This is a genomic window from Massilia sp. WG5 (genome assembly GCF_001412595.2).
In the GTDB taxonomy this organism is placed as follows: Bacteria; Pseudomonadota; Gammaproteobacteria; order Burkholderiales; family Burkholderiaceae_D; genus Telluria.
Genome location: NZ_CP012640.2, coordinates 1,289,436 through 1,315,224 on the forward strand (window position 1 = coordinate 1,289,436; position 25,789 = coordinate 1,315,224).

General features: G+C 66.4%; 27 protein-coding genes. 4 read left to right on the forward strand and 23 right to left on the reverse strand.

Annotation, left to right across the window (positions count from 1 at the left end; genetic code table 11):
* Positions 1-80 precede the first annotated feature (80 nt).
* The 19 genes from AM586_RS29160 to AM586_RS05660 form a co-directional block, all read right to left on the reverse strand.
* Entirely contained in the window at positions 81-821 is a 741-nt protein-coding gene (locus tag AM586_RS29160) for a response regulator transcription factor (RefSeq protein ID WP_052234101.1), read from the reverse strand.
* 283 nt (positions 822-1,104) lie between these two features.
* Entirely contained in the window at positions 1,105-2,292 is a 1,188-nt protein-coding gene (pncB, locus tag AM586_RS05575; RefSeq protein WP_047825997.1) for a nicotinate phosphoribosyltransferase, read from the reverse strand.
* Positions 2,289-2,765, reverse strand: coding sequence for an SET domain-containing protein (locus AM586_RS05580; protein WP_047825996.1), 477 nt, complete (start codon positions 2,763-2,765; stop codon positions 2,289-2,291). Before AM586_RS05580 ends, pncB begins: the two co-directional genes overlap by 4 nt.
* A gap of 80 nt (positions 2,766-2,845) precedes the next feature.
* Positions 2,846-3,727 carry an oxygenase MpaB family protein gene (locus AM586_RS05585; protein ID WP_229411224.1) on the reverse strand — a complete coding sequence of 294 codons (882 nt, stop codon included), beginning with the start codon at positions 3,725-3,727 and terminating at the stop codon, positions 2,846-2,848.
* Positions 3,728-3,781: 54 nt separating this feature from the next.
* On the reverse strand, positions 3,782-5,458 hold the full coding sequence (locus tag AM586_RS05590; protein WP_047825995.1) for an AMP-binding protein: 1,677 nt from the start codon (positions 5,456-5,458) through the stop codon (positions 3,782-3,784).
* 57 nt (positions 5,459-5,515) lie between these two features.
* Complete coding sequence (locus AM586_RS05595) at positions 5,516-7,210, reverse strand: 4Fe-4S binding protein (RefSeq protein WP_047825994.1); 1,695 nt, start codon at positions 7,208-7,210, stop codon at positions 5,516-5,518.
* On the reverse strand, positions 7,207-7,728 hold the full coding sequence (locus AM586_RS05600; RefSeq protein ID WP_052234099.1) for a DUF3306 domain-containing protein: 522 nt from the start codon (positions 7,726-7,728) through the stop codon (positions 7,207-7,209). The genes AM586_RS05595 and AM586_RS05600 overlap by 4 nt, the downstream gene beginning before the upstream one ends.
* 7 nt (positions 7,729-7,735) lie before the next feature.
* Positions 7,736-8,176: a DUF3305 domain-containing protein gene (locus tag AM586_RS05605; RefSeq protein ID WP_082439669.1), complete on the reverse strand. Its 441-nt coding sequence runs from the start codon at positions 8,174-8,176 to the stop codon at positions 7,736-7,738.
* Positions 8,177-8,195: 19 nt separating this feature from the next.
* Positions 8,196-8,735: a hypothetical protein gene (locus tag AM586_RS05610; RefSeq protein WP_047825993.1), complete on the reverse strand. Its 540-nt coding sequence runs from the start codon at positions 8,733-8,735 to the stop codon at positions 8,196-8,198.
* A gap of 18 nt (positions 8,736-8,753) precedes the next feature.
* Positions 8,754-9,179 carry a hypothetical protein gene (locus tag AM586_RS05615; RefSeq protein ID WP_109370433.1) on the reverse strand — a complete coding sequence of 142 codons (426 nt, stop codon included), beginning with the start codon at positions 9,177-9,179 and terminating at the stop codon, positions 8,754-8,756.
* Between the two features lie 17 nt (positions 9,180-9,196).
* On the reverse strand, positions 9,197-10,300 hold the full coding sequence (locus AM586_RS05620; RefSeq protein WP_082439670.1) for a formate dehydrogenase subunit gamma: 1,104 nt from the start codon (positions 10,298-10,300) through the stop codon (positions 9,197-9,199).
* A 10-nt stretch (positions 10,301-10,310) separates the two neighbouring features.
* Positions 10,311-10,523 (reverse strand): hypothetical protein, encoded by a 213-nt coding sequence (locus tag AM586_RS05625; protein ID WP_047825991.1) that lies wholly within the window; start codon positions 10,521-10,523, stop codon positions 10,311-10,313.
* Positions 10,520-11,203 (reverse strand): formate dehydrogenase FDH3 subunit beta, encoded by a 684-nt coding sequence (gene fdh3B / locus AM586_RS05630; RefSeq protein ID WP_229411223.1) that lies wholly within the window; start codon positions 11,201-11,203, stop codon positions 10,520-10,522. The genes AM586_RS05625 and fdh3B overlap by 4 nt, the downstream gene beginning before the upstream one ends.
* A gap of 52 nt (positions 11,204-11,255) precedes the next feature.
* Positions 11,256-14,075 carry a formate dehydrogenase subunit alpha gene (locus AM586_RS05635; RefSeq protein WP_047825990.1) on the reverse strand — a complete coding sequence of 940 codons (2,820 nt, stop codon included), beginning with the start codon at positions 14,073-14,075 and terminating at the stop codon, positions 11,256-11,258.
* 19 nt (positions 14,076-14,094) lie between these two features.
* Entirely contained in the window at positions 14,095-14,301 is a 207-nt protein-coding gene (locus AM586_RS05640) for a formate dehydrogenase (RefSeq protein ID WP_047825989.1), read from the reverse strand.
* An 11-nt stretch (positions 14,302-14,312) separates the two neighbouring features.
* Positions 14,313-14,942, reverse strand: coding sequence for a molecular chaperone (locus tag AM586_RS05645; protein ID WP_229411222.1), 630 nt, complete (start codon positions 14,940-14,942; stop codon positions 14,313-14,315).
* A 129-nt stretch (positions 14,943-15,071) separates the two neighbouring features.
* A complete protein-coding gene (locus AM586_RS05650; RefSeq protein WP_082439672.1) occupies positions 15,072-15,194 on the reverse strand; it encodes a DUF2474 domain-containing protein in 123 nt (40 codons plus the stop codon).
* Positions 15,194-16,201 (reverse strand): cytochrome d ubiquinol oxidase subunit II, encoded by a 1,008-nt coding sequence (gene cydB / locus AM586_RS05655; protein ID WP_047825987.1) that lies wholly within the window; start codon positions 16,199-16,201, stop codon positions 15,194-15,196. Before cydB ends, AM586_RS05650 begins: the two co-directional genes overlap by 1 nt.
* Position 16,202: 1 nt before the next feature.
* Positions 16,203-17,630 carry a cytochrome ubiquinol oxidase subunit I gene (locus AM586_RS05660; protein ID WP_047825986.1) on the reverse strand — a complete coding sequence of 476 codons (1,428 nt, stop codon included), beginning with the start codon at positions 17,628-17,630 and terminating at the stop codon, positions 16,203-16,205.
* Positions 17,631-17,836: 206 nt separating this feature from the next.
* Here AM586_RS05660 and fnr point away from each other — a divergent pair, with 206 nt between their 5' ends.
* From fnr to AM586_RS05675, 3 genes are all read left to right on the forward strand, one after another.
* The gene (gene fnr, locus AM586_RS05665; RefSeq protein WP_047825985.1) at positions 17,837-18,607 is read left to right on the forward strand and encodes a fumarate/nitrate reduction transcriptional regulator Fnr; all 771 of its coding nucleotides are present in this window, start codon (positions 17,837-17,839) and stop codon (positions 18,605-18,607) included.
* A gap of 213 nt (positions 18,608-18,820) precedes the next feature.
* Positions 18,821-20,341, forward strand: a complete 1,521-nt coding sequence (locus AM586_RS05670) for a right-handed parallel beta-helix repeat-containing protein (protein ID WP_082439673.1) — start codon at positions 18,821-18,823, stop codon at positions 20,339-20,341.
* A gap of 83 nt (positions 20,342-20,424) precedes the next feature.
* Positions 20,425-20,739: an EthD family reductase gene (locus tag AM586_RS05675; RefSeq protein ID WP_047825983.1), complete on the forward strand. Its 315-nt coding sequence runs from the start codon at positions 20,425-20,427 to the stop codon at positions 20,737-20,739.
* 62 nt (positions 20,740-20,801) lie between these two features.
* Here the strand turns inward: AM586_RS05675 and AM586_RS05680 are convergent, their stop codons facing one another.
* From AM586_RS05680 to AM586_RS05690, 3 genes are read right to left on the reverse strand one after another with little or no spacing between them, the layout of a single operon-like run.
* Positions 20,802-22,670 carry a DUF885 family protein gene (locus tag AM586_RS05680; protein WP_047825982.1) on the reverse strand — a complete coding sequence of 623 codons (1,869 nt, stop codon included), beginning with the start codon at positions 22,668-22,670 and terminating at the stop codon, positions 20,802-20,804.
* Between the two features lie 38 nt (positions 22,671-22,708).
* Positions 22,709-24,094 (reverse strand): heavy metal sensor histidine kinase, encoded by a 1,386-nt coding sequence (locus AM586_RS05685; protein ID WP_047825981.1) that lies wholly within the window; start codon positions 24,092-24,094, stop codon positions 22,709-22,711.
* Positions 24,094-24,765: a heavy metal response regulator transcription factor gene (locus tag AM586_RS05690; RefSeq protein WP_047825980.1), complete on the reverse strand. Its 672-nt coding sequence runs from the start codon at positions 24,763-24,765 to the stop codon at positions 24,094-24,096. Before AM586_RS05690 ends, AM586_RS05685 begins: the two co-directional genes overlap by 1 nt.
* Positions 24,766-24,860: 95 nt before the next feature.
* On the opposite strand from AM586_RS05690, the gene uraH reads away from it, so the two are divergent.
* Complete coding sequence (uraH, locus tag AM586_RS05695) at positions 24,861-25,274, forward strand: hydroxyisourate hydrolase (RefSeq protein ID WP_047825979.1); 414 nt, start codon at positions 24,861-24,863, stop codon at positions 25,272-25,274.
* On the opposite strand, the gene AM586_RS05700 is transcribed toward uraH, so the two are convergent.
* A complete protein-coding gene (locus AM586_RS05700) occupies positions 25,259-25,777 on the reverse strand; it encodes a FixH family protein (RefSeq protein ID WP_047825978.1) in 519 nt (172 codons plus the stop codon). The genes uraH and AM586_RS05700 overlap by 16 nt on opposite strands.
* Between the last annotated feature and the right edge of the window lie 12 nt (positions 25,778-25,789).

Here is a 25,789-nt window from a genome sequence, read left to right on the forward strand (position 1 = left end):
CGGGAGAACGAAAAATCGCGACCAGGATGTTCCATGGTCGCGATTTTTTTAATGCGGAGGTAAAAACCGTATTTTCAGCCTCAAGCAGAAATTTCCATTTTCAAACGCGACTTTCTGACGGAAGAATTATCTTCCACGCCCACGCTCAGGTGGCTCTGCGCATAGACATACAAATCGAGCCGATTGCCAACGCCCAGCTTCTGGTAAATCGAAGAAAGATGATTCCGCAAAGTCGATTCCGAAATAAAGAGTTCTTTCGCCAAATCCTTATTGGTGCGAACTTTGTTATCGACGACAGCGCGCAATACCTTGCGCTCCCGCGGGGTCAACAAGCCAAAGTGAGCTTTGGGCTCGGCGACGGACGGCTCTTCGCGCGCGCGCCGCATGACCTGCAAGGCGATGCCGGTCGCTTCGCGGCCGAACCACAACTCGCCTTCATGGGTCTTTTCGATGGCCTTGATGACCTCGTCGGCGCTGGAGCGCCGGGTCAGCAAGCCGTGTGCGCCGCAGCGGACGCTCGATGCCAGGCTTTCTTCCGTGACCTCTTCCATGAACAGCAGTGTGCGGCGCCCGCTGATGAGCGCCTCCGGCAGCAGGCCGTCCACCGTCAACTTCGCGAGGTCGCTGCGCATCAGGACGAGGTCGGGCGTCACGCCGGGAATCTGCAGGAGCGCATCGGTTTGATTGCTCGCGATGCTGACCACTTCCATCAGGGGCCTGTGGCCGTTGATCAACTTGGTCAGCGCCCATAGCATCAGCTGATGATTCTCGACGACCAGGACACGAATGGGTTTATTCAACAGATTATGTATATTGGACATTATATTTTCTTTTTAGAAAAATAAGAACATCCGCTGAACGTTTTACTCACTTCATGTCAGCGCTCTTGGTGATGTTTTCTTACGTACCAATGTCCGTACTTCTACTTGATGAGACATGTAAATACTATAATCCAAGTCCTTACTGAAAGTCTATATTTATGAATAATTTGACGGCCAAAAACGACATCTTGAACTCATTCATTAATAAAAATAACGTTCAATATCTCTAAAGAAAATAATGAAATCGTACAAATGGAAATAATGTGAATTAATGCATTCTGTATTAAATATGTTGATCGAAGACCTGCCTTAAATAAGCGATAAAGGTCTCGTCCGTCCCCATACCCTTGCCCGGGCTGTCGGACAGCTTGGCTACCGGCTGGCCGTTGCAGCGCGTGAGTTTCATGACGATGTTCAGCGGCTCGAACTGGGTGTCGTTGGTGAGCTTGGTGCCGATGCCGAAACCGAGCTGCACGCGGTCGGCGAAGTGGCGGTACAGGTCCAGGGCCTTCGGCACCGTCAGCGCGTCCGAAAACACCAGGCGCTTGGTGCGGGCATCGATGCGCAGCTTCGTGTAATGGGCCAGCGCCTTCTCGCCCCACTCGACCGGATCGCCGGAATCGTGCCGCAGGCCATCGAAGAGCTTGGCGAAATACAGGTCGAAATCGCGCAGGAAGGCGTCCATGCCGACCACGTCGGTCAGCGCGGTGCCGAGGTCGCCGCGGTATTCCTGGACCCAGTCCTCCAGCGCCTTCTTCTGGAAGTCGCGCAGGCGCACGTCGAAGGATTGGAAGGCCTGCATGTATTCGTGGGCCATGGTGCCGATCGGCACCAGGTTGAATTTCTTCGCCAGGTAGACGTTCGAGGTGCCCCGGAAATACTGGGGCAGCTCGCGCGCCATGGTTTCGACCACCTCTTCGTGCCATTCGCCGGAAAAGCGGCGGCGCACGCCGAAGTCGAAGAAATCGAAGGGGTTCAGGCGCTTCGGCTCCAGGTCGAAGGCGCGGAATTCGTCGATCTTCTGCCGCAGGCGGCGCCGAGCCTCTTCCAGCGCCGCCGCCTGGTCGACACGACGGAAATACAGTTCGTTGACGATGTAGAGCACGAAGATCTCGAAACCCATCACGTGCACGATCGGGCCGGAGGCGCGGATGCGCAGGTGCGGGCCGTCGGTCTCGACGCGGATGAACTTGCGCTGGAAGCGGAACAGGGTCAGGAAGTCGGCGAAGTCGCTCTTGATGAAACGCAGCGAGCGCAGGTACGCCACCTCCTCTTCGCTGAACATCATTTCGCACAGATGGTCCAGCTCGCGATCGATTTCGTCCTTCAGTTCGGCCAGCGGAAAGGCCGGCGTGTTGCGGCACTTGAATTCGTATTCGCCGATGGCGCCCGGGTGCATGTGCAGGAAGGCCTGCCACATCGTGAATTTGTACAGATCGGTTTCGAGCAGGCTGCGGACGACAGGTTTCATTGAAGGGCTTTCTTTTTCGCGCGGCGCTTCGGCGCCAGCATGGTGCCGCTGCAGGCCGGGGTGCCGCAGCGGCAGGCGAACAGGCGCTTGAGCGCGGGCGTATGGCGTTCGTCGTAGATGAGCGCGTAATTGTAGTTCAGCTCCTCGCCCTCGTCGATGTCGCGCAGGGCGTGGATATAGACCCGGCCGTCTTCCTCGTAGGCTTCGCAGTTCGGCTCGCAGGCGTGGTTGATCCAGCGCGCATCGTTGCCGCGCCGGCCGCCGTCGATCACGTTACCGTCGGCCAGGCTGAAGTAGAAGGTATGGTTGACCGGGCCGCCCTGCTGCGCGGCGCGCTCGGTGGCGGCGTCCCAGCTGATGCGCTCGCCGCGGTATTCGATGATGCGCTCGCCGGCTGCGATCGGACGGATGGCGAACACGCCGTTGCCGTGGACCGGCGACTTCCTGACTTCGTAGTTTTTTTCCTTGCTCATTGCGGATTCATGGACGATGGGTGAACGAAGAGGATGCCTATTATTGACCGAAATGCACGAGCCGTGTCACACGCGCCTCATTACAACCGTGTACTGGTGCGAGCCGCAAGCCGCCGGGCCGCCTGCCGCGGCGGCGTATCTCCCAGCGGCAGCAGCATGCCGCTGCGCGCCAGCAGCCGCACCACGGCGGCCTCACCGATGCGCAGGCCGCGTCCGCGCAGCTGCGGCAGCGAACGCAGCGGCTCGGGCGCGATGTCGACCGCGGCGCGCACCAGCAGGCGCTGCAGGGGACGCAGCGGCGCGGGCAGGATCGCCGCCTCGCCCATGATGCGCATGAAGTCGTCGAGGATGCCTGACCCCTCCAGGCCGGGCGCGGTGGCGGCGAGCAGCGCTTCCCACGCGGCCCAGGAGTCCGGTGTGCCGGTCGCGCCATACAGCAGCGCGGAGGCGCCGGATTCGGCAAACGCGCGGTCCTTCTCCCGCGCGGACAAAGCCCAGGCATAGCGATGGTAGGCCTGGGTGAAGCCGAAGGTGGCGCTCGCATGCACCCAGTCGAGCAGGCGCGGATCGTTGGCGCGATAAGCGAGGCCATCGGGCGTACGCCCTTCCACCTGCTCGTGCAGGCGCACCACGCGCGCGATCAGTCTTTCCGCCGCCGAACGCGGCCCATAGACCGTCATCATGGCCGCGAAGCCGGTACGGCGCAGGCGCAGGCCCGGGTCGCGCCGGAAGCTGCTGTGGTCCCAGACGCCCGAGCGCACCGAGGGTTCGGCCAGCTCGAGCAGGACCGCCGCGACCCCGCCGACGAACAGCACGACCGGATTGGCAAACACCCGCCAGGAGACGCCGTCCGCCGGCATCAGGGCCGGCTCGCCGGGCGGCTGGCTGAAGTCGAAGGCCATGCCCGGGGGCGGCCGCAGCAGCTCCTGCAGCGCGTTCAGCACCGGCGCCGCTCCTGGCATCGCATCCCGGGCCGCGATTCCGCCCCCAACTGAGCCCGCAACTGAGCCCGCAACTCAGCCCGCAAAGTCCTCCTCGCGGAATTCGGCGCCGGCCCGCGCGCCTGCCTGCTCGGCCTTGCGCAGCTCGACCCGGCGGATCTTGCCGGAGATGGTCTTCGGCAGCTCGGTGAACTCCAGGCGGCGGATCCGCTTGTAGGGCGACAGGCGTTCGCGCGCGAAGGCGAAGATGGCGCCGGCCAGGTCGCGGGTCGGCTCGACGCCGGGACGCAGCGTGATGAAGGCCTTCGGCACCGACAGGCGCAGCGGATCTGGGCTGGGCACGATCGCCGCCTCCAGCACGTCCGGGTGCTCGATCAGCACGCTCTCCAGTTCGAAGGGGCTGATGCGGTAGTCCGAGGACTTGAACACGTCGTCGTTGCGGCCGACGTAGAAATAGTAGCCGTCCGCGTCGATGCTGGCGGTGTCGCCAGTGTGGTAATGGCCGCCGCGCATGACGTCCGCGGTCTTGGCCTCGTCGCCCTCGTAGCACAGCATCAGGCCGAGCGGGGCCGGGTCGAGCGTCAACGCGATCTCGCCCTCTTCGGCCGGCTGCTCGTCGATGTCGAGCAGGGTCACGCGGTAGCCCGGCAGCGGCCGTCCCATCGAGCCCGGCTTGACCAGCTGCCCCGGCGGATTGCCGATCTGGCAGGTGGTTTCGGACTGGCCGAAGCCATCGCGGATGCGGATGCCCCAGGCGCGCTCGACCTGTTCGATCACTTCCGGATTCAGCGGCTCGCCGGCGCCGACCAGCTCGCGCAGCGGCGGCTTCCAGGCCGTCAGGTCTTCCTTGATCATCATGCGCCACACGGTCGGCGGCGCGCACAGCGACGTCACGCCGCAGCGGCAGATCACATCCAGGCAGGCGCGTGCCGAGAAGCGCTCATAGTTGTAGACGAAGATGGTGGCGCCGGCATTCCATGGCGCGAAGAAGCAGCTCCAGGCATGCTTGGCCCAACCGGGCGAGCTGATGTTCCAGTGGACGTCGCCCTGCTTCAGGCCGATCCAGTACATGGTCGACAGGTGGCCGACCGGATAGCTCTGCTGGCTGTGCAGCACCAGCTTGGGTTTGGCGGTGGTGCCGGAGGTGAAGTACAGCAGCAGCGGGTCGGTGGCCATCGTGACGCCATCCGCGGCGAACTGCGCGTCCGCGGCGGCGCTGTCGGCGAAGTCGGCCCATCCGTCCGGCCTGCCGCCGACCGCGATGCGGGTGTAGTCGCCGGCCAGTTCCCCGAACTTGTGGGTTTCCGATGCCTGGGCGATCACGTGGCGGATGTGGCCGCGCTGCAGGCGGTCTTCGAGGTCGGCGGGCGAGACCAGCATCGTGGTCGGCACCAGCACGGCGCCCAGCTTGATCCCGGCCAGCATGATCTCCCACAGCTCGACGCGGTTCGGCAGCATCAGCAGGACGCGGTCGCCGCGCACCACGCCCCGTTCGCGCAGCCAGTTGGCCACCCGGTTCGAGCGCGCGGCCATGTCGGCATAGCTGATCTTCTTCTCGCCGCCGTCTTCCTCGACCACCCACAGGGCCGGGGCCTGGTTATCGCGCGCCTGGACGTCGAAGAAGTCGAGCGCCCAGTTGAATTCATGGAGTTCGGGCGCCCGGTAGTCGCGGTAGGCGGTGTCGTAGTCGACGCGATGCTCTTGCAGGAAGTCGCGCGCCTGGATGAAGCGCTCGTAGGGTGTTGCGGCCATGGCTGTCTCCTTGTTCGCGGAAATTTATTTTCTAGTGCGAACATTCTGCCATGATTATTACCGCCGCAACTCCTTCACGTCGCCGATGCTGACCTCGTCCCGCGGCGTCATCATGTCGATCACGCGGCAGTCGCCGCACATGCGCATGCGGTCGATGTTCCCCGCGAAGGCCGGATGCGAGGCCAGGCGCGCCAGCATCATCTCCACCATGCGCAGGGTGCCGAAGGGCTTGCTGCAGCGGATGCAGTGGAAGGGCTGGGTTTCGTTCAGCACCACGGTCTGCTTGCGCGTCTCCGTCAGGTTCATGCGCGGCACCAGGCGAATCGCATCTTCGGGACAGGTGGTGGCGCACAGGCCGCACTGCACGCAGTTCTTCTCGACGAAGCGCAGCTGGGGCGCGTTCTGGCCATCCATCAGCGCGGAACTCGGGCAGGCGCCGACACAGGACATGCACAGGCTGCAGGCGGCCGAATCCACCGCCAGCGTGCCGAAGGGTGCCTTGGGGGGCAGCGCGATTTCCGCGACCTGCGCGGGCGCGTGGCGCACCAGGTGGTCGAGGGCGTAGTCGAGCGTGTTGCGCTTGTCCTGGGCGACGTTGAAGCCGGCGCGCTGGGCCGGCGCCTGGCCGCGCGGGGCGTGCTGCAGGGCGAGCGCCAGCTCGTCCGGGCTGCTCGCGCGCAGCAGCTGCAGGTGCGGACCGGCGTAACCGAGGCCGTCCAGGATCGCCTGGGCGATTTCCATCTGCTGCGCCAGCGCGGCCGCGTACTGCGGCGCCTCGGCTTCCGTCATCAGGACCGTGACGCCGGCCGCGCCATAGGCCAGCGCGCTGAACCAGAGGTCGATGCCGGTCGAGGCGGTATGGTGCAGGCCGAGCGGCAGCAGGCGTCCCGGGATGGCGCTGCCCTGCCCGGCCTCGGCCTGGGCCAGCAGGGCCGCCCCTTCCACGCCGTGCAGCAGCAGGACCGGCTCGAGCCCGCCCGCGTCCGCATAGGCCTGCAGCGCGGTCTTGATGCGGCCGCCCGTATGGCTTGCGCTCGGGTAGGCATAGGACATGGCCCCGGTCGGGCAGACCGTGGTGCAGGCGCCGCAACCGGCGCACAGGTAGGGGTTCACCTTGACCAGGTCGCCCGCGCCTTCGATCGCGCCGGCCGAGCAGATCTCGACGCAGGCGTTGCAGCCGACCAGCTGGTTGCGGCTGTGGGCGCACAGGCGCTCCTTGTAGCTGAAGTATTTCGGCTTCTCGAATTCGCCGACCATGTCCAGCAGCTGCTCGACCGCTTGCGCACGGGCGGCCTCATCCGGACCCGGCGCGTGGTAGCCGTGCGGATGCTGGTGGGTGCTGATCTGGGGGCTGGCGCCGAGGTCCAGCACCAGGTCGAACTTGCCGTGTTCCGGCGCCTTGCCGGGCGCCTGCCAGGTCGCCTGGAAGGCGCCCAGCCAGCCGCTCAGCACCACCGCACGGGCCTGGAAGACGGGATAGATGCGCAGCGGGGGCCGGTTTTCCCCCTGCGCTTCCTCGTCCAGCAGCAGTACGGTCACGTTCAGGCCGCCGGCGAGGCGGTCGGCCCAGGGCAGCGCATGAAAGCTGCTGCCGATGACCAGGGTGCGGCCGGCGGAGCGGTAGCCGACCGTGTCCAGCGCCTCGACCGGCTCGATGCCGGCGATCGCGGCGATGGCGGCCGTGCGGGCGAGCAGGTTGCGCGCTTCCCCAGCCGGATCGGCGCCCTGTCCTTCGATGAAACGGATATTCATTGTGTCTCTTGTTCAGGTGGTTGTTGTGGTGCTGCGTGTGGTGCTGCGTGTGGTTCTACGTCTTGTTCTGCTTTCGCGTCTTCCGGCTCGTCCCCGATCATCTTCATGAACACGCTCTTCGCATGCTCGAGCGAGGCCAGCATCGCTTCGGACATGGGGCTGGGCTTGGTGTAGTCGTCGATGTAGACGTCCAGCCCGTCCATCACATTGAAGTGCGGGTCCGCGAACAGTTTTTTCAGCGCGCTGCGGCGCACGGCCTGGTCGACGCCGCGGGCCACGAAGGCGGAAAAATCGGCGTCCGCGTCCAGCGCGGCCACATCCTCCAGGGTGGGCGGCGGGCGCGGCGCATCGGGCTCGGGCGCCGTCCGCAGCGGCTGCGGAACGGGCAGCGCAACCGCATCGTCCTGCGTTGCCTCGGCCAGGGGCGCGGGCGCCGGCTCGCGTCCCTCGCGGACCTCGGTCTTGCGGCGCGCCCAGCGGCGCAGGAATCCTTCTTCGGGCATGGCGCGCTCGGTCATCCGCGCATCATCCGTGCTGGCGGCCGCGGCGCGGCTTGGGCTGGTAATGCTCGCGCAGGTAGCTCGCCACCCAGGCGTAGATATCGGCCGGCATGGTCACGCCGTCGGCGTTTTCGCCGGAGTCGAACATGCGCGTGCCTTCGACATAGCTGACCGAAGCCCGCACCGGCATCGCCCGCCCGTCCTCCATGCGCCACAGCACGAAGACCTTGGATTCGGGCGCCAGCACGTTCTCGTAGTAGCCTTCGTTCTCGTCGGTGTAGAGCTCGAGTTCGAGCCCGGAGACGAGGTAGTAGTCGCGCTCCGGCGTCTGGCTCAGCATCTGCACCTGCGCCAGGTTGCCGCGGTCGGGCACCACGCCCACCGCTTCCCAGGCTTCGTCGGCCCAGATGTGCTTGACGCTGCGGCGCTGCATCAGCACCGCGATCGGCATGCTGCCCATTTTCATCGCTTGTCCGCTTCCTTTTTCACTTCTTGCTCACGTCCGTCGGCGTCCCTTTCTGGACGGTCGGCGGCATATCCTTCGGCTGGGGCCTGGTCTGCCCCTTCTTGACGTCCTGGCTCGGCGGCGCCGTTCCCAGCTTTTCGCTCTTGATCGCGGGATTCGGGGACGCCTGGCCGGCGGCGGTCGTGTTGCCCGCGCCCAGCGATCCCGGCGGCGGCGGGCTGGCAGCCCCGGCCGCGGTCACTGGCGCGGCAGCGGCGCCGGCAGCCGGGGCGGCTGCCGCGATGGCGACCGCGGGATGGCTCTTCCAACCCTGCTGGGCGGCGCGCGAACGCCAGTGTGCGGTGACGGCGTCCATCGAAGCCGCCAGGCTTTCCTTGTCCTTGGCGGCCTGGGCGTCGGCCTTGGCCTTTTTCTCGGCGGCGGCCTGCTGCTGGGCCGGGGTCGGCGGCGGCAGCGCCGCCCAGGCGACGCTCGCCAGCAGCAGCCCCGCGATCAGCAAGGCGGTCTTGATCGCAGGATGCCGTCCGCTATGCCTGCGCCTGAAATGATGCGTCCTCATGGCATGGTCCTCCTTCTGTCAGCGTCCCGGCGCGGCGCTGTTTGCACCGGGGTCGCGGTGGGCGGCGGCCGGCTGCGGCGCCGGCGCGGCATCCGGCTTGACCGGGTTGGTGCCGCTGTCGCCGGACGGCTTATCGGTGGCGCCCATCTGCGCGCTACCCTTGGCCGGCGTCGACACGCCCTTGCTCGGTCCCTGGCCGGTTTCGGTCACACTGCCGCCGGTACCCGCGCCCGCGGTATTGCCGCCGGCGCCGCCGGCGATGCCCGGGGTGCCGCCCGCATAGGTCGCGTCGGTCTTGCGTTTGTCGTTGCGCGCCATCACCTGGCCGCTGGTGCCGCCGCCGGCCGTGACCATGCCCGGGAACTTGGTCTCGCGCATGGCCTGGTCACCGTGGCGCGTGCAGGCGGCCGCGGCCAGCAACAGCGCCACGGTCGTTGCATGCATAAGAAAAATTGATGCTTTCATGGGCGGACTCCGGGCGGCAGATTGCCGGGCGCACTGCCGGATGGCGGATGGTCGGGCGGCGGCACGTGTTTGTCGAAGGTGCCGACCGGTACGCCGGCCTTCACCTCGTCGTACCACACGCCGTGGTGGGCCTTGGCCCAGGACTCGTCGACGTCGCCATGGCGCATGGCGTGGTAGGCGCCCGGCGTACCCCAGGTGCCGATATAGATGTGGCCCATGGCGGCGGCGATGTAGAAGGTGGCGCCGAGCAGGTGCAGGTAGTTGGCGATCTGCAGCACGTAGCGGGTCTGGCCGAAGGTGATGAAGTCCAGGACCAGGCCGCTGATCGACATCACCAGGCCCAGCAGGGTCACGCCGAACCAGAACCAGCTCTTTTCGCCGGCGTTGAAGAAGCCGGCCGGCACATGCTCATGGGTCAGCATGCCGCCGCCCTTGCGGAACCACAGCCAGTCGATGCGGCGGAAGAAATTCCGGTGCAGGAAGGTGAAGAACATCGCCACCGAGCACAGGATGAACAGCGGGCCGATGAAGTTGTGCAGGTATTTGAAGATGTAGGCGATGAAGGCGAAGATGTCGTGCCCCAGCAGCGGAATCAGGATCTTCTTGCCGAACAGGATCACCAGGCCGGTGACGGCCAGGATGATGAAGCTGATCGCCGTGGCCCAGTGGATGAAGCGCTCCCAGTCCGTGAAGCGGCGGATGCGCCGTCCCGTATCCGGCTCGTCGGCCTTGATCTTGCCGACCACCTTCGCGACCACCAACACCCCCAGCAGCGCCAGCACCAGCACGACGCCGGACAGCATCGCCAGCGGCCCGTTGCGCAGCACGCGCCATTCGTTGCCGCCGCGCTGGACGATCACCGTGCCTTCCTTCTGGCCGTACTGGCCGAGGTAGTGTCGGTCGATGTGCACGCGGCCGGAATCCTTCGAGGCGAGACCCGGTTCGGGCGAGCGCGAATCCTTCTCGGCCTGGAGGATGGTCTGTTCCTCGGCGTAGGCCGGCTGCGCGCGATTGTTCGGCACCCCGGCCCAGGCCGTCGACAGGCTCAGCGCCATGAAGAACGCCATCAGCAGGGACGCACACCAGTGGAATGATCGCATGGTCGGCTCCTCAGGGATTGGCCCGGTTGTATTCGTTCTGGTGCTGGTTGCGGTTGCTGATCGTGCCCCACCAGGACAGGCGGTCGTTGTGGAACCAGGTGGCGAAGGGGCGGTTGTCCTTCTTGCCGGCGTACTGGCCCTTCACCCACTTCGGATGCTGGTCGACCTCGAGGCAGCCGGACAGCAGCGCCAGCGGCAGGAGAATGAGGAATAGTCGCTTCATGTCGGCAGCCTCCCCGGATCGTTCTGCGTATCCTTCAGGTTCTGGTTCGGGCGCGGGCCTTCGCCGGTGGCCTTGATCTCGCCGCCGCGCTTCGGCTTGCCGTAGGCGATATCCCAGCCCCACAGTTCCGGACCGTAGCCGCGGGTCTCGACGCGCTGGCGGTAGATGTCCGAGATGATGCCGGCGTCGCCGGCGATCAGGGCCTTGGTGCCGCACATCTCGGCGCAGGCCGGCAGCTTGCCTTCGGCGATGCGGTTGCGGCCGTATTTCTTGAACTCGGCTTCCGAGGTGTCCGGTTCCGGGCCGCCCGAGCAGAAGGTGCACTTGTCCATCTTGCCGCGGTGGTTGAACAGGCCGCTTTCCGGGAACTGCGGCGCGCCGAACGGGCAGGCGTAATAGCAATAGCCGCAGCCGATGCACTGGTCCTTCGAGTGCAGCACGATGCCGTCCTCGGTGTGGTAAATGCAGTTGACCGGACACACCGCCAGGCAGGGGGCGTCGGTGCAGTGCATGCAGGCCATCGAGATCGAGCGCTCGCCGGGGACGCCGTCGTTGATGGTCACCACGCGGCGCCGGTTCACGCCCCACGGCGTCTCGTTCTCGTTCTTGCACGCCGTCACGCAGCCGTTGCAGTCGATGCAGCGCTCGGTGTCGCAAATAAACTTCATCCTTGCGGCCATGGCAAAACTCCTAAACTTGGGTCCCCGCCTGCGCGGGGACGACGTTACCCGGTTATGCGCGCACCAGGCGGCACATCGACACTTTCGTTTCCTGCATCATCGTCACGGCGTCATAGCCATAGGTCCAGCCGGTGTTGACGGCCTCGCCGCGCACGGCCGGTGCGCCGCCTTCGGGATAATGCTTTTCCAGGTCCTCGCCCATCCACCAGCCGCCGAAGTGGAACGGCATCCAGACCAGGCCTTCGGGCACGCGCTGGGTCACCATCGCCATCACTTTCAGGTTGGCCCCGGTCGGGGTCTGGACCCAGATGAAATCGCCCAGCTTGACGCCGATCTGGGCCGCATCGTTCGGATTCACCTCGCAGAACATGTTCTGCTGCAGCTCGGCCAGCCAGGGGTTCGAACGGGTTTCCTCGCCGCCGCCCTCGAACTCGACCAGGCGGCCGGAGGTCATGATGAGCGGGTAATCCTTCGAGAAGTCGACCTGCTGGACCGACTTGTACAGGGTCGGCAGGCGCCAGAACGCGGCCTTGTCGTCGTAGGTCGGGTACTTCGCGACCAGGTCGCGGCGCGGCGAGACGAGCGGTTCGCGGTGGACCGGCACCGGGTCCGGGAAGTTCCAGACGTTGCAGCGTGCCCGCGCATTGCCCCAGGGCGCGCAGCCGTGGGCGATGACGACCCGGATGATGCCGCCCGACAGGTCGGTCTTCCAGTTCTTGCCCTCGGCCGCCTTCTGCTCTTCCGGCGTGAGATCGGCCCACCAGCCGAGCTTCTTCATGAACACGTGGTCGAATTCCGGATAACCGACGTCGAGCTCGCTGTCCTTGTTGGTCGAGCCGTCGGCCGCCAGCAGGCTCTCGCCGCCGTGCTCGACGCCCCAGTTGGCGCGGAACGGCAGGCCGCCCTCGGCGACCGACTTGTGCAGGTCGTACAGGATCGGCGTGCCCGGGTGCTTCATCTCCGGCGTGCCCCAGCACGGCCACGGCAGGCCGTAGTAGTCGCCCTTGCAGGGACCGTCGTCGGCGCGCATGGTGGTCGGATTGAAGGTGTGCTTGTTCTGCATGTGCAGCTTGAGCCGCTCCGGCGAGCAGCCGGTGTAGCCGATGGTCCAGCAGGAGCGGTTGATCTCGCGGAGGATGTCCTCGATCACCGGCTCGTTGTTGACCACCTTGATGTTCTTGACCAGCTCGTCGCCGAAGCCCAGCTTGCGCGCGAACAGGTACATGATCTCGTGGTCGGTCTTGCACTCGAACAGCGGCTGGATCACCCGCTCGCGCCACTGGATCGAGCGGTTCGATGCCGTGACCGAACCCTGGCACTCGAACTGCGAGGCCGCCGGCAGCAGGTAGACGCCATTCTCGCGCCCGTGCATCGAGGCCGTCATGCTCGGGTACGGGTCGATCACGACCAGCATGTCGAGCTTCTGCATCGCCCTCTTCATGTCCGGCAGGCGGGTCTGGCTGTTCGGCGCGTGGCCCCAGTAGATCACGGCGCGCAGGTTGCTCGGCTGGTCGACGTACTGGTTGTCTTCGTTGACGGCGTCGAACCAGCGCGACACCGTGATGCCGGGCTTCTCCATCAGTTCCTTGGAGCCGAAGCGCGACTTGATCCACTCGTAGTCGACGCCCCAGACCGCGGCGAAGTGCTTCCAGGCGCCCTCGGCGATGCCGTAATAGCCCGGCAGCGAATCGCCGTTCGGGCCGACGTCGGTCGCGCCCTGCACATTGTCGTGGCCCCGGTAGATGTTGGCGCCGCCGCCCTGCACGCCGATATTCCCCAGCGCCAGCTGCAGGATGCACAGGGCGCGCACGTTGGCGGTGCCGACGTGGTGCTGGGTGATGCCCATGCACCAGACCACCGAGGACGGCTTGTTCTTGGCCAGCATTTCGGCCGCCATCCGCACCGCGGACTCGGGCACGCCGGTCACGTCGCTGACCTTGTCCGGGGTCCACTTGGCGACTTCCTTGCGCACCTCGTCCATGCCGTTGGTGCGGGCGGCGATGTATTCCTTGTCTTCCCAGCCGTTCTCGAAGATGTGCCACAGCATGCCCCACACCAGCGCGATGTCGGTGCCCGGACGGACCCGCACATAGTGGTGGGCGAAGCGCGCGGTGCGCGTGAAGCGCGGATCGATCACGATCATCTTCGCGCCCAGTTCCTTCGCGTGCAGGAAATGCAGCATCGAGATCGGGTGGGCCTCGGCCGGATTCGAGCCGATGAACAGGACGGCCTTGCTGTAGTGCAGGTCGTTGAAGGAGTTCGTCATCGCCCCGTAGCCGAAGGTCTGGGCCACGCCCGCCACCGTGGTCGAGTGGCAGATGCGCGCCTGGTGGTCGCAGTTGTTGCTGCCCCAGAAGGAGACCCACTTGCGCAGCAGGTAGGACTGCTCGTTGTTGTGCTTCGAGCTGCCGATCAGCATCAGCGCGTCCGGGCCGGATTTCTGGCGCAGCTCGAGCAGCTTGTCGCCGATCTCGTTGATGGCCTGGTCCCAGGAGATGCGCTCATACTTGCCGTTGACCAGCTTCATCGGATAGCGCAGCCGGTGCTCGCCGAAGCCGTGCTCGCGCACCGAAGCGCCCTTGGCGCAGTGGGCGCCCATGTTGATCGGCGAGTCGAAGGCCGCTTCCTGGCGTACCCAGACCCCGTTCTGCACCACCGCCTCCACCGAGCAGCCGACCGAGCAGTGGCTGCAGACGGTGTGCTTGATCTCGGTCTTCGCGGCCGGCGCCGGCGCCGGGTCGGCGGCGGCCGGTTCGATGACGTTCAGCGGCAGGTGGCGCGCGACCGCGGCGGCGCCGGCCGTGACGCCCGCGCCAACCAGGAATTTGCGCCGTTTCAGTCCGCTGTCGCGCGAAGTCTTCACCAGGGTCATGGCTGCTCCTCTTTCCTTCTTACCAGTAAGCCGCCGTACTGTAGTAACGGCGGATGTGTTCGGTCTCGTGGTAGCCCTTCGGCTTGGCCGGTTCCTCAGGCGCCGGTGCGGGCGGCGCGGTCTCGGCGGCGCCGGCGCGGGCCGCCACCACGGCCAGGGCGCCCAGCGGCGCGGCCTTCAGCAGGCTGCGGCGGGCGGGATCGGGAGCTTTGTCGTCGTTGGCCATCGTTGTCCTCATCAAGCGGCAAGGGGTGCATCGGCCGGCTCCCACACCGCGAAGGCATGGGCTTCGACCGCCAGGAAGGCGCCGGCGAACGCGGCGACGACCTTGTAGAAATTCGCCGGTCCGGCCGCGGCAACGTCGCGCAGGCAGGCCGCGTACCAGGGCTGGATGTGCGCCACGAACAGCCGCTTCTGCTCGGCCAGCGGCTGGCGCGCGATGCCCGGCGCGCCGGTGATCAGCACGCGCATGGTCTCGCACAGGGCGCTCAGGTGGTCCTCGAACTCGCCCACGCCGCGCGCCCGCGCAATGCGCAGGCGGGCCAGGTCCTGGCGCAGTTCGGCCAGCGGAAAGTCGTTCAGGTGGCCGGCCAGGTAGACCGAACCGTAGGGGTTCAGCAGCGGATCGCCGGTGCTGATGAAGAGCGCGTCGAATTCCTCGGCCAGCGCGCCGGCATCCATCACGCTGGCGGCCTGGGTCAGCTTCAGCCACGCCTCCTGGAGCGCCCGTCCGTCTTCGTCGATGCCGTCGGCGTCGAGCGGCTCGGCCTCGGCCAGGGCGGCCAGCAGGCCGGCGTTGGGCGGCGCCAGCATAAGGCGCGCGATCAGTGCGTAAAAATCGGCCCTGGCCTGGTCTTCATCGGACAAGGGCAAGGCCATCGTTTGTATAGGCGCGGATTCCTGAGGCACTGAGCGACACTCCCGTTAGCAAATCTATACTGAAAGTGTAGTACCAGGCTCCCCGGAGGGCGCGCACGGTTGAACTTCCTGGCCTGTCTACTTCATGCCGGCCGCATGCATCAGCACCCGGATCAGCCAGGCGACCACGCCCAGCGCCGCCACCCCGCCCAGCCACAGGGCAAGCATCCAGCCGAGGCGCCGCAGCCATAGCGACGCCATCAGTGATAACCCTCGCTGTCCACGACCTTGCCGCGGAATACGTAATAGGACCAGGCCGTGTAGGCCAGGATCAGCGGCAGCACGATCAGCGTGCCGACCAGCGCGAAGCCCTGGGTGGCGGGCGGCGCCGCCGCCTCCCAGATCGTGATCGCGGGCGGCACGATGTGCGGCCAGATGCTGATCGCCATGCCGACAAAGCCCAGCAGCGTCAGGGCCAGCGCCGCGGCGAAAGGCTGGCGGTGCGGATGCCGTTTCAGCGACCACAGCAGCCAGAACGCCGAGGCCGCCACCAGCAGCGGCACCGGCGACAGGATCAGGAGGTTGGGGAAGCTGAACCAGCGCTCGGCCACCTGGTGCTGGGACAGCGGCGTCCACACGCTGACCACCGCCACCGCCGCCAGCAGCAGCAGGGTGAAGGTCCGCGCCAGCCTGACCATGCGCTGGTGGAGCTCGCCCTCGGTCTTCATCACCAGCCAGGTCGCGCCCAGCAGCGTGTAGGCGATCATCACCCCGCAGCCGGCCACCAGCGGGAAAGGCGCGAACCAGTCGAGCGGCCCGCCGGCGTAGCTGCGTCCCGACACCGGGATCCCGGACAGGAAGGCGCCCAGCGACACGCCCTGGAAGAAGGCCGCCGTCATCGAACCGCAGATGAAGGCCAGGTCCCAGACCGGGCGTTCGCGGTCGTTCGCCTTGAAGCGGAATTCGAAGGCCACGCCGCGGAAGATCAGGCCCACCAGCATAAAGATCAGCGGCAGGTAGAGGCCCGGCAGGATCACCGCGTAGGCGACCGGGAAGGCCGCCAGCAGCCCCTCGCCGCCCAGCACCAGCCAGGTCTCGTTGCCGTCCCAGATCGGCGCCACCGAGTTCATCATCACGTCGCGCTCGCGCCTGCCCGGCACGAAGGGGTACAGCATGCCGATGCCGAGGTCGAAGCCGTCCAGCACCACGTACATGAAGACGGAAAAGAAGATGATGCCGGCCCAGACTGCGGTGATGTCGATGTCCATATCAGGTCATGTTGTCTTCGTTGACGGAAGCGTCCGGCTCGGGCACCGACAGCGGCCGCGCCGGCGTGCGTCCCCTGCCCGGCCCGCCCTGCGGCGCGCGGGCCAGGTCGAAGGCCTGCGGGCCCTTGCGCACCAGCCGCAGCACATAGGCGATGCCGACCCCGAACACGAACAGGTAGGCCACCACGAATACGGCCAGGCTCAGCGCCAGCGGGCCGACGGAAATCTTCGATGCGGCGTCCGCGGTGCGCAGCACGCCGTAGACGATCCAGGGCTGGCGTCCGACCTCGGTGGTGATCCAGCCGGCCAGCACCGCCAGCAGGCCGGCCGGCCCCATCCACATCGCCATGCGCAGGAACAGGCGCTGCTCGAACAGCCGTTTTTTCACCCGCAGCCACAGGCTCCAGGAGCCCAGCGCGATCATCAGGAGACCCAGCCCGACCATCACGCGGAAGCTCCAGAAGAGAATCAGGGAATTCGGCCGCTCGTCCTTCGGGAATTCCTTCAGGCCCTTGATCTGGCCGCCCCAGCTATGGGTCAGGATCAGGCTGCCGAGGCGCGGGATGCCGACGGCAAATTTCGTTTCCTCGTCCTTCATCGACGGAATGCCGAACAGCAGCAGCGGCAGCGGCTTGTCGCCCTCGTTCTGCCAGTGGCCCTCGAGCGCGGCGATTTTGGCCGGCTGGTGCTGCAGGGTGTTCAGGCCGTGCATGTCGCCCACAACGGCCTGGACCGGCGCCACGATCAGGACCAGCCACATCGCCATCGACAGCATGGTGCGCACCGCATCGTTGCCCCGCCCTTTCAGCAGGTGCCAGGCGGCCGAGCTGCCGACGAACAGCGCGGTCGACAGGAAGGCGGCGATCGACATGTGCACCAGCCGGTAGGGAAAGGAGGGATTGAAGACGATCTTCAGCCAGTCGACCGGCACCATGCGGCCCTCGACGATGGCATAGCCCTGCGGGGTCTGCATCCAGCTGTTCGAGCCGAGGATCCAGGTGGCGGAAATCAGCGTGCCGAGCGCGACCATGCAGGTGGCGAGGAAGTGCAGCCCGGGTCCGACCCGGGTCCAGCCGAACAGCATCACGCCCAGGAAGCCGGCTTCCAGGAAGAAGGCGGTCAGCACCTCGTAGGCCAGCAGGGGTCCGGTGATGGACCCGGCGTAGTCGGAAAAATAGCTCCAGTTGGTGCCGAACTGGTAGGCCATCACGATGCCGGAGACGACACCCATGCCGAAGGTGACGGCGAAGATCCTCAGCCAGAAGTGGTACAGGTCGACGAAGACCCGGCGCTTCGTCTTCAGCCAGCACAGTTCCAGCACGGCAAGGTAGCTGGCCAGGCCGATGGTAATGGCCGGGAACAGGATGTGGAACGACATCGTAAACGCGAACTGCACGCGCGCCAGGTCCAATGCCGCCAGTCCGAACATGAAAGTCCTCCCGTGATGTCGTGTCCCGAATCTAGCATGGGCCAGTGTGCGCACGATTGGCAGGATGACAATGCTCGCCCCCGCCGGGCTGTTGGAAATGACACGAAGTACAAACAAGTCCTTGACTAAAAGCCAAGGAGACGGCCCCGTGCGTGGCGACGGGCCGTATAATCCGGTATCGACCGCCATCCGACTCTTCACTTCCGATGATCCAGGCTATTTCCATCCAGAATGACAGCAGGCCCCTGAACGTCTCGGCGCTGAAGGCCAGCTGCGCAGCCTGCAGCATGCACCAGCTGTGCCTGCCGATGGGCCTGGAAAATGCGGATATCGACCGCCTCGACAAGATCATCGGCCGCCGCCGCCGGCTCGAGCGCGACGAGGCGCTGTACAAGATGGGCGAGCCCTTCCGTAACCTGTACGCCGTGCGCTTCGGGCATTTCAAGACCTACCAGGTGAACGCGGCCGGCGAAGCCCAGATCACGGGCTTCCAGATGGCCGGCGAGCTGCTCGGCATGGATGCGATCAGCGGCGACCGCTATCGCTGCGATGCGGTGGCGCTCGAGGACAGCGAAGTCTGCGAGATCCCCTTCGCCAACCTGGAAGAGCTGTTCGGCCAAGTCCCCGCCCTGCTGCGCCATTTCCACCGCATCATGAGCAACGAGATCACGCGCGAGCAGAATGTCATGCTCTTGCTCGGCAATATGCGCGCCGAGCAGCGCTTCGCCGTTTTCCTCGTCAACAAATCGGCCCGCTACGCCGCACGCGGCTATTCGCCCACCCAGTTCGCCCTGCGCATGTCGCGCGAAGACATCGGCAACTACCTGGGGCTCACCATCGAAAGCATCAGCCGGCTGCTGTCGCGCTTCAAGAAAATGGGACTGGTGGCGATCGACAAGCGCGAAGTGAGCCTGCTCGACCTGCCGCGCCTGAAGGCGATGGCGGCCGGCACCGAGCAGTGCAGTCCGATGGCGTGAGCCCGGCATGGCGTCCGGCTGCCGCCCAGGCCGCGCAAACCCCAGGCAAGTCAACCTACTTGACGCTGGGAATTGGCGTCGCAACAACTCGGCCTGACTGCATTTCTCCTTTTTCGACAAAGAGTCGTTGCGGCTTTGCGACCGCAAAGCTTACCATCGGCCAGGCGGACAGAGCAGTGTCCACCATCTTTGTCGGTTTCTGGAGAAACAGTCATGACCAAGCGAAGAAACTTCCTTCGGATTGCCTCCCGCGTGGGCGTCTCCGTATGCGCCGGCGCGGCGCTTCCATGGCTCACGAGGGCCCAGGCCGCGACCAGCGCGAACGTGCATTACATCGATCCGACAGTCGCCGGCCCGGGCGACGGCACGCTTGCCAGCCCGTTCCGCTCCTGGACCAGCGTTTCCTGGACGCCCGGCCACACCTATCTGCAGAAACGGGGCACGACCTATTCCGGTGTCTTCCAGCTGTCGGCGAGCGGCGTGCCGTCCCAGCGCATCACGATCGGCGCCTATTACCGATCCGACGGCAGCGACGATGCGTCAAGGCCAAAACCGGTCATTGTCCTGCCGGCCGCGCCCACCGCGCCGGCCGACGGCGCCTCGATCGCGGTGTTGAAGCAGGAGCGCGATTTCGTCACCTACCGCAACCTGGACATCCGGAACAGCGCCTTGCCGGAAGCCAGCGACGCGGCGATCATCTGGCTGGGCAATAACTGCGTGTTCGACAACTGCAGGCTGACATCGAACTGCGCCGGCGTGTATATGTTCAATAAAAGCCACACGACCGTCTCCAACTGCGTGCTCGACGTCATCAGTAACAGCGCCACATATGCCAACCACGGGATCCTGGTGGCCGCGAACCTCACCGTCGACGACATCCGCCTGCTCAACAATACCGTCCGCCACCACGGCGGCGGCACCGGGAGCTCGCACGGCATCCGCTGCGAAACCTACAGCAGCGACACCTTCCTCACGCATCTCGTGATTCGCGGGAACCGCGTTTCTCCGCCGACCGGCGTCGCCTACAGCACGAACCCCAGGGCGATCGGCGTCTACCTGGTCCAGGGGGCCGGCGCCACCTTGGACAAGAATACCGTAAGCGGGATGCTCACCGGCATCCTCATCAACAGCGGCGATGGCAACTACGTCGGCAACAATAACTGCAGCAACAATATGAATTTCGGCATTCATATCAGCGGGCTCGCCAGGAATTACATGATCGAGAACAACGTCTGCAATGCGAATGGCGGGGATTTTGGTCCGAGCTGGTACGGACGCGGCATCGAGCTGACCTCGGCGGGGCCGGATGCCGTATCGGGGCACACGATCCGCTACAACACCTGCAAATCCAACCGCAACTACGGCGGCCCGCTGGACAATGGTTCGGAAGGGGTCGGCATCGGCCTGGATAACGGGACCAGCAAGTGTTCGATCTACGGCAACGTCATCTCGAAGAACGAGGGAAACGGCATTCAGGTGTACGGCGGCGGCGATCCGGCCAGGTGGCCCGACACGGGCGGCCATACGATCAGTTCCAACAAGATGGATTCGAACTGCAGCTTCTCCAGGCTGAACCGGCGCAGCGGAGGAACGACGCCCAGTTCATTCCAGGCGCACATCGCGCTGGTCTATGTCTACGGCAGCCCTACCCTCGTTGCCAAAAACGCTTTCTCGGGAAGCACCAGCATGAAGGTCTACACGGATGGCTCGGACTCGAACGTTACCGTCGCCTGATATGCATGGAAACTTGCCAAGCGCCGGACATCGGCGCACGATGAGTTCATCGGCTTTAACCACCCACGAGAAGGAGACTGGCGATGATCAAGGTGAGCGTGATGTATCCGAATGGCCCCGAGGCCCGTTTCGACGACGCCTACTACCGTGAGCAGCACATGCCCATGGTGAAGAAGCTGATGGGCGACTACTGCAAGTACTACACGGTCGACAAGGCGATCGCCGCCGGCCCGTCCGCCCCGGATGCACCCTACATCGCCATGGGCCACCTGTTCTGCGATTCCGTCGACGCCTTCCAGGCCGGCTTCGGGCCGCACACGAAGGAGATCATGGCCGACATCCCCAACTACACCAACCAGACGCCGGTGATCCAGATGAGCGAGGTGGTGGTCGGCTAAGCGACAGCCTCAGCCGCCGTCGCTTCCGGCAATGCCGGGAACGACGGCGCAAGCTTGCAAGGTCAAGCCTTCTTCTGCCGGGCGATCCAGCGATCGACGATCTGCCCCAGCACGTCCAGCGGCACCGACCCGTTTTTCAGCACCACGTCATGGAAGGCCGGCAGCGAGAACCTGTCGCCCAGCTCCTGCTTCGCTTTATCGCGCAGTTCGATAATGCGCAGCATGCCGATCATGTAGGCGCAGGCCTGGCCCGGCCAGGCGACATAGCGCTCGACTTCCTGGGCGCCGATGCCGTAGTCGATCGCCTGCTGGCGCGTCCATCCCTTGCTGTGCAGGCCGGTGTCGACCACCAGGCGCCGGGCGCGGAACAGCTCCGAGCCGAGCGCGCCGAGCAGGCCCGGGACATCCCCCTGCTTTTCATCTCCGTACCAGCCCTGCTCCACCGCCAGCCGTTCGGCGTACAGGCCCCAGCCTTCGCTGTGGGCGCTGCCGCCGCCGAAGATGCGCTGGGCGCGGAACTTCGGCAGGTCGGTCCGCTCCTGCTGGATCGCCAGCTGGAAGTGGTGGCCCGGCACCGCCTCGTGGTAGGACAGGCTGCGCATGCGGATCACGTCGAAGCTCGGGCCGCGCAGCGGCACCCAGAAGATGCCGGGGCGGCTGCCGTCCGGCGCCGGCAGCGAATAATGCGCGGCGGCCGAGGCTTCGGTCAGCGCCGGCTCGCGGCGCACCTCGACCGGCGCGCGCGGCTTCAGGTTGAACAGGGCATTGCTGCGCTGCTCGGCGTCGGCCACCATCGCCGCGTACTTCTGCAGCAGCTCGGGACGCGGATCCGCTTCTCCCTTCGGCTCGAAGCTGGCGTCCAGCTTCTTCATGCGCTCCTCGATCGAGCCTTCGGTGTAGCCGAGCGAGCGCAGGTGGCGGTCCATCTCGCCCTCGATGCGCGCGACTTCGCGCAGGCCGATCTCGTGGATCTGCGCGGCCGTGAGGTTCGTGCTGGTGTAGGTCTTCAGGGCCTGCTGGTAGGCGTCCAGTCCGCCCGGCAGGCGCGCGATGCCGGCGGTATCGGAGGTAGCCGGGTGGATCTCGGCCATGAAGGCCTGTACGCGCCGGTAGGCCGGGCGGATCTTCTCCTCGACGATGCGGGCGGCGCTCGACACGGCCTTGGCGCGCACCGGCTCGGCCACGTCGGACAGCTTGGCGAGGCGCTGGTCGAGCGTGGTGACCAGCACGTTCTGGTCCGCCGCCGGTTTCAGGAACAGGTCGACCTGGTACTGGGCGCGCTCGAGGATGAAGCGCGGCGGCAGGAAGCCTTTCGCGGCCGCTTCCCTGGCGCGTTCCAGGGCCTCGTCCATGCGCTGTCCGACCTGCTCCAGGCGCGCCATGTAGCTGCTCAGGTCCGCGGCCCGGCGCAGCGGATGGGTGGTGGTCATGAAGTTGACCAGCCCGACCTGCACGCCGCCGAACTGGTTGAACACGAAGCGGTAATCCTCGAAGGGCTCGCTGGCGATGGTGTTCGCCAGGCTCCAGCGCATCACCGAGGCCGAGGTGCGCTGCTCCTCGCTCAGCGGACCCGCCAGGAAGGCGTCCAGGCGCGCCACGCCGGTCTTCGCCATGTCGACCATCTGCTGGCGCTGCGCGCGGGTCTGCGGCGTCAGCTGGCGGTCGAGGGCCGCCTGTTCGGCGCCGTCGAAGTACTGGGTCGAGGTGGCGGTCTGCGGATTGGCGCGGACCCAGTCTGCGGCGAAGCGGTCGGCCCAGCTGTCGAAGGCCTTGTCGGGCTTGTCGGCGGCCTGCCTGGCGGCAGACTTGGCGGGTTTGGCGTGCTTGTCGGCCGCGGTGGCCGCGGTGGCCGGATGCATGGCGGCGAGGGCCAGCGGCAGGAACAGCGACGCAATGGCGGTGCGCAGGAGGCGCGAACGGGTCTGGGGCATGTGTCTCTCTTGTTTATGTTTTTACTTGCGGAAATCTATCACGCTCCCCTGTCCTGTGGAAAGATGAGCACGAAGCGGGTGCCGCCGGCGCCGCTCTCGACCCGGACCTCGCCGCCGTGCAACTGCAGGATGCTGCGCACGATGGCCAGGCCGAGGCCGCCCGATTCGCCGGCGCCGTGGCGCGCCGGATCGGCGCGGTAGAAACGCTCGAACAGGTGCGGCAGGTGTTCGGGCGGAATCGGCGCGCCGAGGTTGTGGACCGAGATCTCGACGCTGCCGGCGCCGGCCGCAGCGGCCGCAGTGGCGACCGTGATCGCGGTGCCCGGCGCCCCGTAGCGCACGGCATTGCCCAGCAGGTTGGCCAGGGCCCGGCGCAGCAGCTCGCGGTCGGCGGCGAGCGTGCCCTGCGCCCCGTTCAGCAGGCGCATGCCGCGCTCCTCGGCCATGCCCTCGAAGTACTCGCACAGCTGGGCGGCCAGGCCATGCAGGTCGACGGCCTCGCGCACGACCGCGGCCGATGCCTGTTCGGAGCGCGCCAGGAACAGCATGCTGTCGATCATCCGCGCCAGCCGCTCGTACTCTTCCTGGTTCGACACCAGCAGGTTCTGGTAGTCCTCCACCGTGCGCGACCGGCTCAGGGCCTGCTGGGTCTGGCCCATCAGGTTGCCCAGCGGCGTGCGCATCTCGTGGGCCAGGTCTTCCGAAAAGCGCGCCAGCTGGACGAAGCCGGCCTCGAGCCGCGCCAGCATCCCGTTGAGGGCCGTGCGCAGCTCGCTCAGCTCGCGCAGCTCGCTGGCGTCGTCGAGCCGCAGCGACAGGTGCCGGACATCGATGGCGGCGGCGCGCGCGGCCAGGCGCCGCACCGGCCGCAGGCCGCGCACGCCGATCGCCAGGCCGAGCAGGTATGCCAGTCCGGAACCGGCCACCAGCGCCCCCCACAGCGTGCGGCGATAGGCCCCCAGCATGTGTTCGCGCCCGGCCAGCAGCGTGCCGGCGACCAGGGTCAGCCCGCCGCCGCCGGGGCCGGGCACGTGCATCCAGGCCAGCCGCAGCGGCTGCGCGCCGTCCAGCGTGCGCAGGGCGATCCTGCCGTCGCCGTGCGGCAGGCGCGGCGCCGGCACCCCAACCGGGTCGATCGCGATCCGTACCTGGCCGGCGTCGTCGACGATCCACAGCAGGCTGTCCCGGTTGCCCATCATGTTCTCGTACAGGCGCGGGCGGCGGCGCAGCGCCTCGAGATCGGCGCTGTCCTCGAGCAGGACGCGCATGCGGTCGACCCGTCCCGCCAGCGCCTGGTCGTCGCGCCATGCGATCTCGCGCTCCAGCGATGCGTACAGGAAGGCGCCGATCGCGCCCAGCAGCAGGGCGCTGCTGAGCGCGAACATCAGGGCCAGGCGCTGGCTGAGCGCCCGCGGCCACCCCATCAGGCCTGCGCCTCGAGCACGTAGCCTACCCCGCGCACGGCGTGGATCAGCTTGCGCGGATACGGATCGTCGATCTTGGCGCGCAGGCGGCGCACGGCGACATCGACGACGTTGGTATCGCTGTCGAAGTTCATCTGCCAGACCTGGGATGCGATATAGGTGCGCGACAGCACCTCGCCCTGGCGGCTGAGCAGCAGGTGCAGCAGCGCGAATTCCTTGTTGGTCAGGTCCACGCGTTCGCCCTGGCGGATCGCGCGGCGGCGCAGCAGGTCGAGCTCGAGGTCGGCCGCCTGCAGGCGCTCGGCCTCGCGCCCGGTCCGGCGCCGCAGCAGCGTCCTGACCCGCGCCAGGAATTCGGCATACGAGAAGGGCTTGACCAGGTAGTCGTCGGCGCCGAGTTCCAGGCCCTTGACGCGGTCCTCGACGGCGTCGCGCGCGGTCAGGAACATCACCGGGGTGGCCGAATCGCGGCGGATCAGCCGGAGCAGCTCCCAGCCGTCGACGCCGGGCAGCATCACGTCCAGCACCACCAGCTCATAAGGGTTGCTTTCGATGAGGCGCCGCCCCTGGTCGCCGGTGACCGCCACCTGCACCAGGTAGCCGGCCTCCTGCAGTCCTTTGCGCAGGTAGCCGGCGGTCTTCTCTTCGTCTTCCACAATCAGGATCGTCATGGCCGCTAGCTTACCGCGCCGAAGGACTTTTCCGCTTACAAATCTGTAATCCAACTGTCATCCGGGCGACGGCGGCGGCCGGCTAGCATGGCGGCATGAAAACATTGATCCAACTGCTGGCCGCCGCCGCGCTGGCCGGCGCCGCCCCCGCCCCGCATGCCGCAACACCGAATCCGCTGAGCGTGCACGTCCTGAACCTGCAGGACGGCCTGCCCTCGCCCGGCGTCGAAGTGGTGCTCGAAAAACAGGAAGACGGCCGCTGGACGCTGCTGAACAGCGCCGTCACCAACGAACAGGGCCGCATCCCCGCCCTTTTCCCGGATGGCCGCGCCTGGTCGGCCGGCACCTACAAGGTCACCTTCAGGACCGGCAAGTGGTTCGCCGAGCGCAAGGCCGACAGCTTCTTCCCCGAGATCCCGGTCATCTTCAAGGCCGACGGCAGGCAGCCGCATTACCATATCCCGCTGCTGCTCAGTCCTTACGGATTTTCGACCTACCGCGGCAACTGATCGGCTTCGATCGCCAGTTCCCCTTGCCGCGGCCAGCTCCAGCCCTTCGCCAGGCGCCAGTCGCGCCGGTCGCCTTCGGCAAGCAGCTGCCAGTGGGTGTGCTCCAGCACCGGCAACGGAATCGAGAAGGCGCCGTCCGCATCCGGCCGCACCAGCAGCGCCAGGTCCCGTTCGGGCAGGGTCGGGTGCGCGAGGCGGATCGTGAACGGGCCGGCGAAGGGCTTGCCGGCGCTCTCGATCCGGCCGCTCAGCCGGCCGCCTTCGTAGCGCAGCTGCAGGGCCAGGCGCATGGCGCTGGCGACGCGGTCGCGGCGCAGGTCCTGGTTGATCGCCTTGCCCTGCTTGTAGTAGTCGTCGACCACCATGGCGTCCGGGTGGCCGAGCGCCAGCCAGGTGACGAAGCCGCCGCCGACCAGCACCGTGGCCGGGCCCAGCATCAGGAGCCAGGGCCAGCGGTGGGTGTACCAGGGCGCCGCCGGCGCCGTGTTCGAAGTGAGGTGCATGTTGCTTGCTCC